This is a genomic window from Bauldia sp. (assembly GCF_020442045.1).
In the GTDB taxonomy this organism is placed as follows: Bacteria; Pseudomonadota; Alphaproteobacteria; order Rhizobiales; family Kaistiaceae; genus Bauldia.
Map to the genome: position 1 here is coordinate 1 of NZ_JAGRLA010000150.1, position 13,047 is coordinate 13,047.

At 69.4% G+C, this 13,047-nt stretch carries 13 protein-coding genes; 2 read left to right on the forward strand and 11 right to left on the reverse strand.

Features of this window, described 5'->3' with window-relative positions; translation table 11 throughout:
* On the forward strand, window positions 1–872 hold an 872-nt coding region (locus KDJ86_RS16700), incomplete at its 5' end, for a thiamine pyrophosphate-dependent enzyme (protein WP_291748384.1).
* A gap of 75 nt (window positions 873–947) precedes the next feature.
* Here the strand turns inward: KDJ86_RS16700 and KDJ86_RS16705 are convergent.
* The 7 genes from KDJ86_RS16705 to KDJ86_RS16735 all read right to left on the reverse strand — a co-directional run bounded on the left by KDJ86_RS16705 (window position 948) and on the right by KDJ86_RS16735 (window position 7,566).
* The gene (locus tag KDJ86_RS16705; RefSeq protein ID WP_291748386.1) at window positions 948–1,178 is read right to left on the reverse strand and encodes a GDCCVxC domain-containing (seleno)protein; all 231 of its coding nucleotides are present in this window, start codon (window positions 1,176–1,178) and stop codon (window positions 948–950) included.
* A complete protein-coding gene (locus KDJ86_RS16710) occupies window positions 1,175–3,370 on the reverse strand; it encodes a hypothetical protein (RefSeq protein ID WP_291748388.1) in 2,196 nt (731 codons plus the stop codon). Before KDJ86_RS16710 ends, KDJ86_RS16705 begins: the two co-directional genes overlap by 4 nt.
* A gap of 19 nt (window positions 3,371–3,389) precedes the next feature.
* A complete protein-coding gene (locus KDJ86_RS16715) occupies window positions 3,390–4,103 on the reverse strand; it encodes a nitroreductase family protein (RefSeq protein ID WP_291748390.1) in 714 nt (237 codons plus the stop codon).
* 17 nt (window positions 4,104–4,120) lie between these two features.
* Window positions 4,121–5,440, reverse strand: coding sequence for a YcaO-like family protein (locus KDJ86_RS16720; RefSeq protein WP_291748392.1), 1,320 nt, complete (start codon window positions 5,438–5,440; stop codon window positions 4,121–4,123).
* Complete coding sequence (locus KDJ86_RS16725) at window positions 5,437–6,504, reverse strand: TOMM precursor leader peptide-binding protein (RefSeq protein WP_291748395.1); 1,068 nt, start codon at window positions 6,502–6,504, stop codon at window positions 5,437–5,439. Before KDJ86_RS16725 ends, KDJ86_RS16720 begins: the two co-directional genes overlap by 4 nt.
* A gap of 101 nt (window positions 6,505–6,605) precedes the next feature.
* On the reverse strand, window positions 6,606–7,181 hold the full coding sequence (locus KDJ86_RS16730; RefSeq protein ID WP_291748397.1) for a hemerythrin domain-containing protein: 576 nt from the start codon (window positions 7,179–7,181) through the stop codon (window positions 6,606–6,608).
* A 70-nt stretch (window positions 7,182–7,251) separates the two neighbouring features.
* Window positions 7,252–7,566, reverse strand: a complete 315-nt coding sequence (locus tag KDJ86_RS16735) for a c-type cytochrome (RefSeq protein WP_291748400.1) — start codon at window positions 7,564–7,566, stop codon at window positions 7,252–7,254.
* Window positions 7,567–7,922: 356 nt separating this feature from the next.
* On the opposite strand from KDJ86_RS16735, the gene KDJ86_RS16740 reads away from it, so the two are divergent.
* Window positions 7,923–8,990: an ABC transporter ATP-binding protein gene (locus tag KDJ86_RS16740; RefSeq protein WP_291748402.1), complete on the forward strand. Its 1,068-nt coding sequence runs from the start codon at window positions 7,923–7,925 to the stop codon at window positions 8,988–8,990.
* A gap of 55 nt (window positions 8,991–9,045) precedes the next feature.
* Here KDJ86_RS16740 and KDJ86_RS16745 read toward each other — a convergent pair whose 3' ends face one another.
* The 4 genes from KDJ86_RS16745 to KDJ86_RS16760 all read right to left on the reverse strand — a co-directional run bounded on the left by KDJ86_RS16745 (window position 9,046) and on the right by KDJ86_RS16760 (window position 12,981).
* Window positions 9,046–10,494, reverse strand: a complete 1,449-nt coding sequence (locus tag KDJ86_RS16745; protein WP_291748404.1) for an NAD-dependent succinate-semialdehyde dehydrogenase — start codon at window positions 10,492–10,494, stop codon at window positions 9,046–9,048.
* Between the two features lie 66 nt (window positions 10,495–10,560).
* Window positions 10,561–11,127: a phosphonate metabolism protein/1,5-bisphosphokinase (PRPP-forming) PhnN gene (gene phnN, locus KDJ86_RS16750; protein ID WP_291748407.1), complete on the reverse strand. Its 567-nt coding sequence runs from the start codon at window positions 11,125–11,127 to the stop codon at window positions 10,561–10,563.
* Window positions 11,128–11,134: 7 nt separating this feature from the next.
* Window positions 11,135–12,274: an alpha-D-ribose 1-methylphosphonate 5-triphosphate diphosphatase gene (locus KDJ86_RS16755; RefSeq protein WP_291748409.1), complete on the reverse strand. Its 1,140-nt coding sequence runs from the start codon at window positions 12,272–12,274 to the stop codon at window positions 11,135–11,137.
* Window positions 12,271–12,981 carry a DUF1045 domain-containing protein gene (locus tag KDJ86_RS16760; RefSeq protein WP_291748411.1) on the reverse strand — a complete coding sequence of 237 codons (711 nt, stop codon included), beginning with the start codon at window positions 12,979–12,981 and terminating at the stop codon, window positions 12,271–12,273. Before KDJ86_RS16760 ends, KDJ86_RS16755 begins: the two co-directional genes overlap by 4 nt.
* Between the last annotated feature and the right edge of the window lie 66 nt (window positions 12,982–13,047).

Here is a 13,047-nt window from a genome sequence, read left to right on the forward strand (position 1 = left end):
AGGAATCGGATCTCCTGCTCCTCGTCGGCGGCCGGATGAGCGAGATACCCTCCGGCGGCTACCACCATATCGACATTCCCGAGCCCGGCCAGACGCTCGTCCATGTCCATCCCGGCGCCGAGGAGCTCGGCCGCGTCTACCATCCGACGCTGGCGATCCACGCCAGCCCCGCCGCCTTCGTCGCGGCGCTGGAGGGGCTCGAGCCGCCACCGGCGGGAACCGCATGGGAGGCGGAGGCCGCGGCGGCCAACCAGTCCTTCCGCGCCTGGAGCAGCCCGGTCAGCAATCCCGGGCCGGTCCAGCTCTCCCGGATCGTCGCATGGCTGCGCGAACGGCTGCCCGACGACGCGACCCTCACCAACGGCGCCGGCAACTATTCCAACTGGATCCACCGCTTCTTCCACTACCGCCGTTTCGGCACCCAGCTTGGACCGACCTCGGGCTCGATGGGCTATGGCATGCCGGCGGCGATCGCCGCCAAGCTCGCCAATCCGGACCGCATCGTCGTCGCCTTTGCCGGCGACGGCTGCTTCCAGATGACCAGCCAGGAATTCGCCACCGCGGTGCAGGAGAAGGCGGCGATCGTCGTCATCGTCGTCAATAACGGCATCCACGGCACCATCCGAATGCACCAGGAGCGCGACTATCCCGGCCGCCATATCGCCACCGACCTCGTCGATCCGGATTTCGCGGCGCTCGCCCGCGCCCATGGCGGCCACGGCGAGACGGTGACCCGGACCGAGGATTTCGCCGAGGCCTTCAACAATGCCCTTCATTCGGGCAAGCCGGCGATCATCGACCTCAGGTTCGACCCGGAGGCGATCACCCCGACCCGCACCATGTCCGAGATCCGCGGCGGCGGCCGCCGGTGACCGGGCCGTCCAAGACATCGATTTCAACGGGCGGGTGGAGCTCCACCCGACTCCGTCGGCGCCTGATCCGGCGGTTCAGAAGCAGCAGCCGGTCGGCTCACCGGTGATCCGCGCAACCTGCACCGGCGGGCAGGGTTGGTCGCCATAGGAGCAGAACACGCAGCAGTCGCCTTCAAGCGGCTTCAGCAGCGCACCGCATCCCTTGCATTCGTAGAGATACCGGCAGGCGTCGACCGGCATCGACTCGACCGCCGCATGACCGCAGCGGGGACAGGTAATCGTCGAGCGCCTGGTAACCGCCGTCATTCGTCTTCACCGCTCGCGGCCGCGGGCGAGGCCTCCGCCGCCACCGGCGGCCCGGCGGGAGCGTCGATATCGAGCCGGACCACACCCAGGGCCTCGAGACCGCGCAGCAGGCGTTCGGTCTCCGTCACGGTCTTTCCGAGCATGACCGCGAGCGGTCCGAGGGCCATGCGCGGATTGTCGAGAAGGGGCGCGATGGTCTCCGCCTGTTCGGGCGTCAGCGCCACCTCCGGCCGGTGGCGGGCGAAGCGGCAGACCATTCCCGCGTCGAGCGGACCAATGACCGTGACCGCCGGCGCAGCAGAGACGACGAGGCGGCCGGCCTGCCGCGCCCTCGCGCCGGGATCGAGCGCGATCGTCTCCTCGCCGAAGACCAGCTCGTCGGCCCTGGCCCGCAACGCCGCCGAGAGCGCCGCCTCGCGGGTCGCCGGAATATCGAGGCCAAGGTTGCTGTCGACGAGATAGACCCCGCCAGCGAGGCCGGGGAATGACGGGCAAAGGGTCGCCAACGCCGCCGCGGCGAGGCGCAGCAGCCGGATCCTCGACCGGACATAGACCGGCGCGACCTTGCTGGACTCCACCCAGCCGATCACCGCGCCGGGCCCGCCGATGAGCCGCCGCGGGCGGATGGTCGCGTCGATTGCGCGGATTTCCGGATATTCGCCGCCAAGCTCCGCCTTCAGTTCGGGCCAGGCGGCCATCATGCGATCCGCCATCTCCTCGCAGAGGTCCATGTCAAGCGCGGACCGGCCGTGGTCACCGCGTTCGCCGAAGAGCGCGCGGACGACGCCGGCCGGCGCCGCCTCGGGCGGATCGAAGGCAAGCCAGGCGAGCGCGGCACGCAGCCAGGCCGGTCGCGCCGCCGGCCCGGCGGCTTCCTCCTCGCCGAGCGCGGCGAGGATGTTCATCTCCACCACCTCGCCGAGGCTCCTGACGCCCCGCGATGTCGCGAAAGCCCGTTCGAGCGCGGCACGGCGACGGTCGGCCTCGCCTCGCGCCCGGTGCAGGCGGGCCAGCGTCATCGCGTTGCGGTAGACGAGACGCCGGTCGGCGTCCGGCCGATCATCGAGCGCTTCGCGAACCGCTTCCGCGATCTCCAGCGCGCGGTCCGCCTCGTTCGAGGCAAGCGCCGCCACGTATTCGTCGAGCATGATGATCTCTTCGGCGGCAAGGTCCTCGCCGGCGCGGAGCTTCTCGACCAACGGCGCGAAACCGCCATCGATCCCGGCCGTCCCGCCGACACCGGCCGCTGCCCGGACCCGCAGGCGATCGAGGCCGGAGCGGACCGCCTCCGACACCCGGCGCGAGGGCGGCGGCACGGCAAGCATCTCGTCGAAGCGGGCCAGCCGGCGGCGGAGCGCCTGACCGCGAATATCCGCCATGGCCATCGCCTCCGGTTGCCGCGCGACATGGCGTGCCCTTTCCGCCATCTCGAGCGCGATGTCGATGCTTCCGGCCCGCTCGAACCGCTGGCTCAGTTCGCAGAGTTTTTCGCTGTCGGCGAAATGGGCGGTGCAGTAGCGCTCGGCGAGCGCCGCCATGCCGTCGTCGTCATCCTCCAGCGCGGCCATCGCGTCGAGGTCGCGCGCCGCATCGGCGGGAGCGGTATCGCGCCACGCCGGCGGAATCAGGAAGTATCCGGTGCCGACCGGCACGAGGAAGCCATCGCCGATCGCGATGTTCCGGCTGTCCGCCAGCGACCGGGGCAGGAGGCCGGGAAAGAGGCGGAGCAGCCGCCGCTGGTCTTCCGACATCGAGCGCGGAGGCTCGCCGCGCCTTGGCTCGGTGATGCCGCCGCGCCGCTCGAAGACCGACTGGCCGATCAGGGTGAGCGACGGCCCGTCGCCAATGACCACGATGGCAATGCCGCGCCGCTTGAGGAAATGGAAGAACCACTCATTGTCCTGACGGAGCGCAAGCCCGAAACGTGGTGCCAGGACCGCCACGATACCGTTCTGCGGCAGGGCGCGCGCGATCCGGGTCGCCGCGTCATGGGCGTGGAGGACGAGGGCGTCGCCGGCCGCCCGGCTGTCGATCTCGTCGCATTCCGACAGGGGAAAGGCAGGCTCGGGCAGTGTCACCGACAGGGCCGCGGCAAGCTGCGCCGCCGCCTCGTGGGGCCGCCACGCGCCGAGGGCGAGGTCGACGTAGCGGACCTTTGCCGGTTCCTCTCCGCCGCGCGCTTCCTCGGTCACCGTCGCCCCTCCCCGCCGCCTAGCCGTCCGCCGCGGTGCCGACGGCGATCATGCAGAACGCGCTGCGCGAGAGGCCGTCGAGGCCGAGCAGCCGGTCGAGCTCGCGGTCGTAGAAGCCGGCGACCTCCTGGCACCAGAGGCCGGAGGCCGGCGCGAGATGATCGAAGGCCTGGGCATGGCGTCCCGCCCGGACCAGCGCGTCGCGATAGCCGCGCTCGCCGGCCGCGCGCGCCGCCTTCCCGAGTGCCGCGACCACGAAGATCACGGCTTGCGCCCGTGCGACGAGATCCGGCTCGTCGCTCGCCGCCGCAAGCTGGCCGCCAAGCGCCTCGCGGCTCGTCACCACGAGGGCGCGGGCCTGATGGTCGTAGCGAAAGAGACCCGCCGGCAGCGTCTCCACCGCGCTGGCATGGAGGACTATCTCGATCGGGTCGGCATGGCCGATCGGTCGGCCGGCTGAGCCGAGGATCGCGGCGAGCGACTCGAGCGCCAGGACGCCGGCACCGGCATAGGCCGGGTCGACAGTCCCCTCGCCCGGCAGCATGACCAGCGACCCGCCGGCCTGCAGCGCGAAGACCTGTGCATCCGGCGGCAACGAATTCTCATCGCCCGGCGGCGTCTCGCGATCCCGGACGGGGATGGCGAAACGGCGGCTGCGCTTGGCATTCTCGTGATAGGTCTCCCAGGCACTGTCCAGACCAGCGTCGATCGCGGTATCGGACCAGGTCGGCATGGGGTTCCTCCCTCCTCTCAGGCAAAGGGATGCGGCGCCGGATTGCCGGCGGAGCCGGCGGCGATGCCGCGATGGCCGAGCCTTTGCGGCGCGTCGTAGAGCCGGCGTCCACCGAGCGTGCGCAGGTGATGGCCGGCGAAGAGGGTCTGATAGCCCGGGACGATCGCGCGGCAGACATTCAGCCCGAGGCCGCCGATGTCGGCGCTGGTCAGGTTGGCGGCATAGACCTGGTAGCCGGTCGCCATGATCCGGCCGATCATCGCCTCGAGATCGCCGCCGACGGTTCCCGTCGCGGCGCTCTCGCAATCGGCAAGGTCGATCCTTTCGTCCGACTCCAGCGCGAAGGCGAAGCGCGACCGGTTGTCGTGATCGGCGGCGAAGCGCATATGGTCCGCCGGCTCGATGACATCCTCCCAGTCGTTGGTTTCGACGGGCGCCGGCCCCTCCCGCATCAGCCCTGCCGCAACCCGCCGGTTCGCGGCAAGACGGGCGAGCACGGTGGCGCAAGCCGCTTCGGGGTCGGGCCCGGCCGCGACGGCGAAGACGTGGGCGGGACGGTCCCGGCGATCGGAGGTGACGACGGCGACGAAGGCCGGGATGCGGTTGTCGGTGGTGACGTCGAGCAAGGCCACCGGGTCGCCCGACGGACGGAAGCGATGGACCAAGTCGCGAAGACGCGGCGGCAGCGTCCCGGTCCGAAGCCTGGGCGGCTGGATGCTGGCGCGCCAGAACAGCGCCCCGGCATCGCGGGCGACCACGTCGCAAAGCCCGGCAAGAGCCGCGGCGGCCACCCCTTCGCCCGAGCCGAGCCCGGCCGAATCCGGGCAGACAATCGGCTGGTCGCCCTCGCCGCGCTGGTAGATGCAGGGGAACCAGACCATCGCCGCCGGCGCATGGATGGTCTCGCCGGTGGCGAGATTGACCGCGGTCGTCCACCTGACCGGGGTGGTTTCCAGAAACGGGACATAGGGATAGCCGGGCCGCGCATATTGCGCCTCGCTGAAAAGCGCGAAATCCGCCGGTGGCAGGCAGGTGAATTGCGCTTCCGCGGCGGTGGCGACCGGCAGCCCGCTCCTGTCATACAAGGCCGCGCAATAGCGCGACAAAGCCTGCCGGATCGCGGCGGAGATCGCGCCGCCGCTGTCGGCGGCGGCGACATCGACCATCCGGCCGGTCGCCACCCCGCCGATCGTCGGCATGTCGCAAAGCCGCGCGCGATAGTGCCGGTATCGCGGCGCGTCCGGCGCGACGGCGGTCTCGTCAAAGGCGCCGACAATGCCGATATCCGGCTCGCAGAGCGCCCGATAGGCAGCGGGCAGGACGGCCGCGCCGGTCATGCCTCCCCGGCCTCCGGTTCGTCCGGCGCCGGCGCCGAACCGGACGCCGCCGTCGCGCAGACCGGACATCGCGGCACCTTGAGAACCGTGCGTGTCCTCAGGGCCGGCACCATCAGGTCCGCCTCGATCAGGCGGCCGGCGGCCCCGCCGGGCAGCGTGCGGCTGAAGAACTTGAGGAGCTCGATCGCCGCGATATCGGCGGCGACCCGTGCCATCGGCTGCAGGTAACCCGACACGACGCGCCCGAAGAAGGCATGGCCCTGCGTCGCCCTTTCGCGATCCGGATCGGCGGCGGCGGCCTCCCGCCTCAGGCAGAGGCATTCGAAGCAGGGGCCCTCGCCGGGAATGACCAGCGGGCCGAGATGGGCCACCTCGTCCTCGAGGACGATCGGATAGAAGGGAACATTCGCCGCCACGCAGGAGCGGTTCCAGTCGCGCATCAGCCCGAGGCCGCCGACGTCGCTGCAGACGACCTGGCATTCGGACGGACGGCCCCGCCCCTGCCATTCCTCGAAACTCCGCGGCCTGACCGACATGGCGCCGGCGATTTCGGAGCGCAGCTTCCGGTCTTCGTCGAAGAAGTCGAGATTGCGGAGCGCCGGGTGGTCGACCAGCGTCAGACGGCGGAAACCGCAGCTCCTGAGGTTGCCGAGCAGCGGCAGCGAGACGTGGTTGATGCCGAAGACGGCAAGATCGATGCTGGTGATGTTGGCGGCGGTCGCGGCGGCGGTGGTGCCGTGGTTCCAGTAGAAGATGTCGTCGCGCCGCTCGCCGCCGATGTCGCCGCCACGAACCAGGAGACGCGCGCTCCTCAGTCGCTCGACCAGGAGTCGCAGCAGTTCATGGTCGGTCGCGTCGATCGCGCCTTGGATCTCCTCGAGGTCGATCCCCGAACCCTCGGCCGATCGGGCGACAAGGAGATCGAGCAGGTCGCCCGCCTTCTCGCCGGGGACCTCGAGACGGGTCTTGCCGCGCCGGATGACGACACCGCCATCGTGGCGCACCGCCTGCAGCCCGAGCAGCCGATAGCGCGCCTCTGTTATCCCTGGAATGCCGTCATCCATGTCGACAGTCCCCGCCGGCGTGCGGGCACGCCGATTTATCCTGTGACTTCTATGACATGCAGGCGGAAAGGCGGCAATCGGCGGGGTTGTGCCGGGCCGCGTCAGGAAATGCCGAGCGGCCCCTCGCCACGGTCGAGGATGAGCGGGATGACCAGGTCTTCCTCGTCGTCGAGATGGTGGGTGAGCATGCCGAGCAGACGCTCGCCGTCGCCGTCATGCTTCTCCGCCGCCTTCATCATCGCATCGCGGTCCCTGTCCAGGGTCGCGACCAGCGCATTGGCGGATTGATAGGCGGCCACCATTGCGGCGTGGATGGATTCGTGATCGTTTTCAAGCACTTCGAAGCCCCTGGCCAAACGCGGCTCGGCGGCGGTGAAAAGCGGGAAGAACTGGTAGTCCTCGATCGAATGGTGGCCCTCCAGCCCGCCGAGGAACTGGCTGAGGCGGCGCGGATACAGGGCGCGGTAGTCGGTGGCCTCCATCCGGCCTTCGCGGAAGGCCTCGCCCATCTCGCTCAATTCACGGCCGAGACTGCGGAACTGGGCGTGGATATGCAGCCAGAATCGGGACATCTCGCCGAGGTTGGCGTGATCCCGCCAGACGTTCCGCGGATAGGCATCGAGCAGAATCCGGAGATTGTCCGGCCACCCTTCCCGGCTGTCGAGGTCGAGCTTCATGTTTTTCCGCGTGGGTTCGAATTGCGTGCAATCGCAGACAAGGCTGGCCGGCGAAGACGTGTCTGGGCCCCTATTCGAGAGTCTTGAGATAGGCAATCACGTCCTCGACCTGGTCCGGCTCGAGCTCGAATTGGGGCATCGACGGGTGGCCGGTGACGATCCCCTCGGCCAGCGCCTCCTGCAGGCTGTCGATCGGATAGAATTCGTGCAGCGTCCGGAAGGGCGGCGCCAGGGGCAGCGGACTGTCTCCGTATTTGCCGATCGCGTGGCACATCGCGCAATTGGTCTTGACGAAGGTCAGCCCCCGTTGCTCGTCGGGCTCCAGCGCCTGCGCCGCTCCCATTCCAACCACCAGGGCCACCGCCCCGAGCATCACGCGAATCATGCCCGTCTCCCTCATGTGAATTCCGAATCCCGGACCGATCGTTGCCCGACACGCGGAATGGGCGCAAGGCCACGGGGCATCAGGACGGACCGTCCGCCCCGCCAGGCACGGGATCGACGGGACCTTCCAGGCCGGGATCGCCGATCCCGAGGGCATGGCATCGAAATCGCGCGGATGGGGCCGCATTCCCTATGGCGGCAGGCGATCGCCCGGCCGCGGGCGATGGCGACCGGGCACGCGGTCACTTGACCATCAAGGCACATTAATCCTACCAAGATCGTCGCTTCGGGCTAGACTGGCCCGGCAGGTAACGAATTGGGGTCGCGATGGCGCCCCGGAAAGGGAGTGTCTGAATCATGGCGGAAGTTGCGGTCCGCGACGTCTTCAAGGCCTACGGTTCGGTCGAGGTCATCCACGGCGTCAATGTCGACATCGCCGACGGGGAATTCGTCGTGCTGGTCGGGCCGTCGGGCTGCGGCAAGTCCACCCTGCTGCGGATGATCGCGGGCCTTGAGGAGATCACCGGCGGCGAAATCGGCATCGGCGGGCGCGTGGTCAACGAATTGCGCCCCAAGGACCGCGACATCGCGATGGTGTTCCAGAACTACGCCCTCTATCCGCATATGACGGTCGCCAAGAATATGGGCTTCTCGCTCAAGCTCCGTCGCGAGAGCAAGCAGGTGATCGACGAAAAGGTGAAGCGCGCGGCGTCGATCCTCAGCCTCGAGAACCTGCTCGACCGGCTGCCGAAGCAGCTCTCCGGCGGCCAGCGCCAGCGCGTCGCGATGGGGCGCGCCATCGTCCGCGACCCGCAGGTCTTCCTCTTCGACGAACCGCTTTCGAACCTTGACGCCAAGCTCCGCGTCCAGATGCGCACGGAGATCAAGGAACTCCACCAGCGGCTGAAGACAACGACGATCTACGTCACCCATGACCAGATCGAGGCGATGACCATGGCCGACAAGATCGTCGTGCTGCGCGACGGCGTCGTCGAGCAGATCGGCTCGCCGCTTGAGCTCTATGACAGGCCGGCCAACCTGTTCGTCGCCGGCTTCATCGGCTCGCCGTCGATGAATATCCTCGAAGGCAAGCTCCGCGCCGATGACGGCCGCGCCATCTTCGTCACCGACGAGGGCGACGAGATTCCCTCGCCGCCGGTGCCGGAGTCGTCGAACGGCCGGCCCGCCACCTTCGGCATCCGCCCCGAACACCTCGTCCTCGCGGATACCGGCTTCCCGGCCAAGGTGCAGGTGGTCGAGCCGACGGGGTCGGAGACGCAGGTCTACATGAAGCTTGGCGGCCACGACCTGGTCGGCGTGTTCCGCGAGCGGATCCGCGTCGAGCCCGGCGAGACGCTCCACCTCTCCGCCGACCCGGCGCTGGTCCACCTCTTCGACCGGCAGACCGGCGCGCGGATGCAGTAGCATCCGGTCGCGGAGTCGACGGCAAGTCGGCGCGGCCGCCTGGTCCGGCCGGGCTTCAGCCGGTCGGCAGCAGCCGGTGGCGGATGAATTTCGGCTCGAGATAGTCCTTGATGCCGATCGAGCCGCCCTCGCGGCCATAGCCGGATTCCTTGATGCCGCCGAAGGGCGCCTCGGCGCTGGCAAGCAGCACCTCGTTGATACCGACCATGCCGACCTCGAGCTGCTCGGCGGTGCGCTGGGCACGGTCGGCGTCGTTGGAGAAGACGTAGGCGGCAAGCCCGAAAGGCAGCGCATTGGCCCGCTCGATCAGCTCCTCCTCCTCGGCGAAGGTGGTCAGCGGCGCGACCGGGGCGAAGGGCTCCTCGACCATGATCCGGGCATCGTCCGGCACGTCGGCGATCACCGTCGGCTCGATGAAATGGCCCTTGTTGAGATGGGCGGGCCGGCGCCCGCCATGCAGCAGCCGGCCGCCCTTCCCGACGGCGTCCTCGACCAGTTCGAGCGCCGTGTCGACCGCGCTGGCGCGGATCATCGGCCCCATCGTCACCCCGTCCTTGCGGCCGTCACCGACGACGATCGACCTGGCATAGTCGACGAAGGCGTCCTCGAAGGGCTGCTTGAGGCTTTCATGGACGTAGAAGCGGGTCGGCGAGATGCAGACCTGCCCGGAATTGCGGAACTTGGCCATCGCGGCGGAGCGGGCGCTGCCGACCGGGTCGGCGTCGCGATGGACGATGACCGGGGCATGGCCGCCGAGCTCCATCGAGGCCCGCTTGATGCCCTCGGCGCATTGCGCCAGCACCTTCCTGCCGACGGCGACCGAGCCGGTCAGCGAAACCTTGCGGATCACCGGCGAGGCGATCAGCTCCGCGGCGAGCTTCGACGACGGTCCGGTGAGGACGGTGACGGCGCCGGGCGGGATGCCGGCATCGACCAGCGCCTCGGCGATCTTGAAGGTGGAACCCGGCGCATCGGACGCCGGGCGGGCGACGACGGAGCAGCCGGCGGCGAGCGCCGCCGCGATCTTGCGTGACGGCAGCAACGCCGGGAAGTTCCAGGCCGACAGCGACAGGCAGACGCCGACCGGCTGGTAGACCACCGACAGCCGGTGCTCGGGCACCCGGGCCGGGATGATCTGGCCATAGACCCGTTTCGCTTCCTCGGCATACCACTCGAACTGGTCGGCGGTGCCGTTGGCCTCGCCGCGCGCCTCGGCAAGCGGCTTGCCGGTCTCGGCGCTCATCACCCCGGCGATATCCTCGACCCGCTCGCGGATCAGGTCGGCGGCGCGGCGCATGACCTTCGCCCGGTCCCAGGCGGCGATCGCCTTCCATGCCGCGAAGCCGCGGGCGGCGCTGGCCACGACGTCGGCGACATCCTCCGAGTCGGCTACCGGCACGTCCCCGATCTTCTCCTCGGTCGCCGGCGAATGGACCGGCATGGTCTTGCCGGAACGGGCGGGGCGCCACTCGTTGTCGATCAGGATCCCGAATTTCTCGAACATGGTCGCTTCCTCCCGAGCATTGTTGCGCCCCGGAGGTAAACCGCTATGCCGCCCACGGCAAGCGCCTCAGGCGCCGGGAGCGACGAGGACGGCAAGCAGGGTTTCCCCGGCCTGCTCGATCGGCCCGGCATTGTCGAGGACCAGGACATCCTCGCCCTCGACAACGTAGCTGCCGCTCCGCTCCAGCCGGGCCTGGACCCGCTCCGGCGATTCGCGGCCGCGACGCGACAGGCGATCGGCGAGCACGGCGACCGGCGCGGTGACCGAGACCACCAGCACCGGCGGAAAGCGGCGTCGGGCCTTGTCGATGACCGAACGGGAGACGTTGACGACGATCGTGCGGGCGGCGGCGCGATCGGCGGTGATCGCGGCCGGAATGCCGTAGCCGAGGCCATGGGCGCGCCAGTGAAGCGCGAAGGCGCCCTCGGAGACCATGCGGTGGAAGGCGTCCTCCGACACGGTGTCGTGGTCCTCGGTGTCGCCGGCATCCTCACGGGTTATGACGCGACGCGGGAAGACGACGCGGTCCGAGCCGGCGAGGCGCTCCCGGCAATAGGCGATCAACGAATCCTTGCCGGCGCCGCTGGGACCGACGACGAGGACCAGCCGGCCGACACCATCGGAAGCGGGCACGGCCCCCTCAGGCGACACGGCGGCCCTGGCGCCAGACGGCGCGGACGACAGGATGGTCGCCATCGACCCGCACCTGGACGAGGTCGGCGCGCTTGCCGGTCTCGATCGCGCCGCGGTCGTCGAGCCCCGCCGCCCCGGCGGGATTGCGGGAGACCAGCGCGACCGCGGCGGGCAGCGGCACATGCTCGATCGTCTCGGCCATGACGAAGACCGCATGCAGCAGGCTGAACGGAAAATAGTCCGACGAGAGCACGTCGAGCATGCCCGCCCTTGCCAGGTCGCCGGCGGCGATATTGCCGGAATGCGAGCCGCCACGGACGATATTCGGCGCGCCCATCAGCACCTTGAGGCCGGCCCGGCGGGAGGCCGACGCCGCCTCGAGCGTGGTCGGGAATTCGGCGACGGCGACCCCATGCTCCAGCGCTTCGGCGACATGGGCCTCCGTCGCGTCGTCATGGCTCGCGAGGACAATGCCACGGTCGCGGCACTTCGCGGCGATCGCCCGGCGATGGGTGTCCGAAAGATTGCCGGCGCGCGCCTGGCGGCCGGCGACGAAACGCTCGAACTCGGCGTCGGACATCCCGGTCTTGCCCCGGTAGTAGATCCGGTAGGTTTCCATGCTGGTGAACTGGCGCTGGCCGGGCGTATGATCCATCAGCGATGCCAGACGGACCAGGGGCTCATCGTCGAACATCGCGAAGCCGTCGAGCACGTCCGGCGCGCAGACCTCGCATCTGAGGTGGATGAAATGCTCGGCCCTGAGGCTGTCGCGCTTCTGGCCGGCGGCGATCGCTTCGCCGAGGGTCTTCACCTCTGCGGCGGTCAGCTGCGAATCGTCGTCCATCCCGACCCGCAGCGCATCGAGCACGGTGGTGATTCCGGAGGCGGCGATCTGGGCGTCATGGGCGTGGACGGCGGCGGAGGGGTTCCAGCGCACCCTGGGCCGCGGCGCGTAATGCCCCTCGAGATGATCGGTGTGGAGCTCGACGAGACCAGGCAGCAGCCAGTCGCCTTCGAGATCGACACCGGCGTCGCCGTTGCCGGCATCCTCGATTTCCGCGATCAGGCCGTCCCGCGCCACGACGTCGCCGTCATGGATCGTCTCCGGCAGCACCACGCGACCGTTCCGGAAGACCGTCTCCGTCATGCCCGTGCCATCACCTGATCCACCGGCGTCAGCGCCGCGTGGCTGTCAACGACGAAATCCGACGGCGGCGCCGGCTCGCGGAAGAGCGACAGGGCGCCGATGGCGAGCGGCCTGCCGATAAACGGGGCGAACCGCTTGCGCAGGACCTCGGCCATCGCCGCCCGACGCGTTTCCGGAACCCGGCCGGTCAGCGTCATGTGAAACCGGAACTCGTCGAACACGTAAGGATAGCCCCAATCCCTCAGATAGCCACGCTGCCTCTCGCTCAGTCCATCCGGCCGGCGACGCGCGATCTCCGCCTCGGTGGCGGGGGCGCGGAACGGCTCGAAGGCCCTGACCACAGCATCGGCCAACGCATTGATTTCCCGCGTCGCCCGACCGGCGGTGAGCGCGAAGAACGGCCCGATTCCGGTCAGTTCCAGCGCCGGAATCGTCATGGCGGCCTGCGTCCGGCAGAAACCGGCAAGTGCCGCCCGGATATCGGCGAGATTGTGACCCGCCGCGATCCGGAAAGGCGGCTTCAGCGTGGCGTGGAAGCCGTAGCGGCGGGGATCGGCGGTCAGAGCCCCGATTTCCTCGGGTTCGAAGCCGGGCACCGGACCGCGCGACCGCGACTCGTCGGCGAAAGCATCGCGACCCAGCCATTCGGCGGCGGCAACGGTCAATGGATGATCGCGGGGGGGCGTGAAGAAGACGGCAATGCGCATGGCAGCCTCATATCACGAGAACTGCGAAGATGTTGCGACAGTCGCTGGCGTCATGGATCGCCTCTG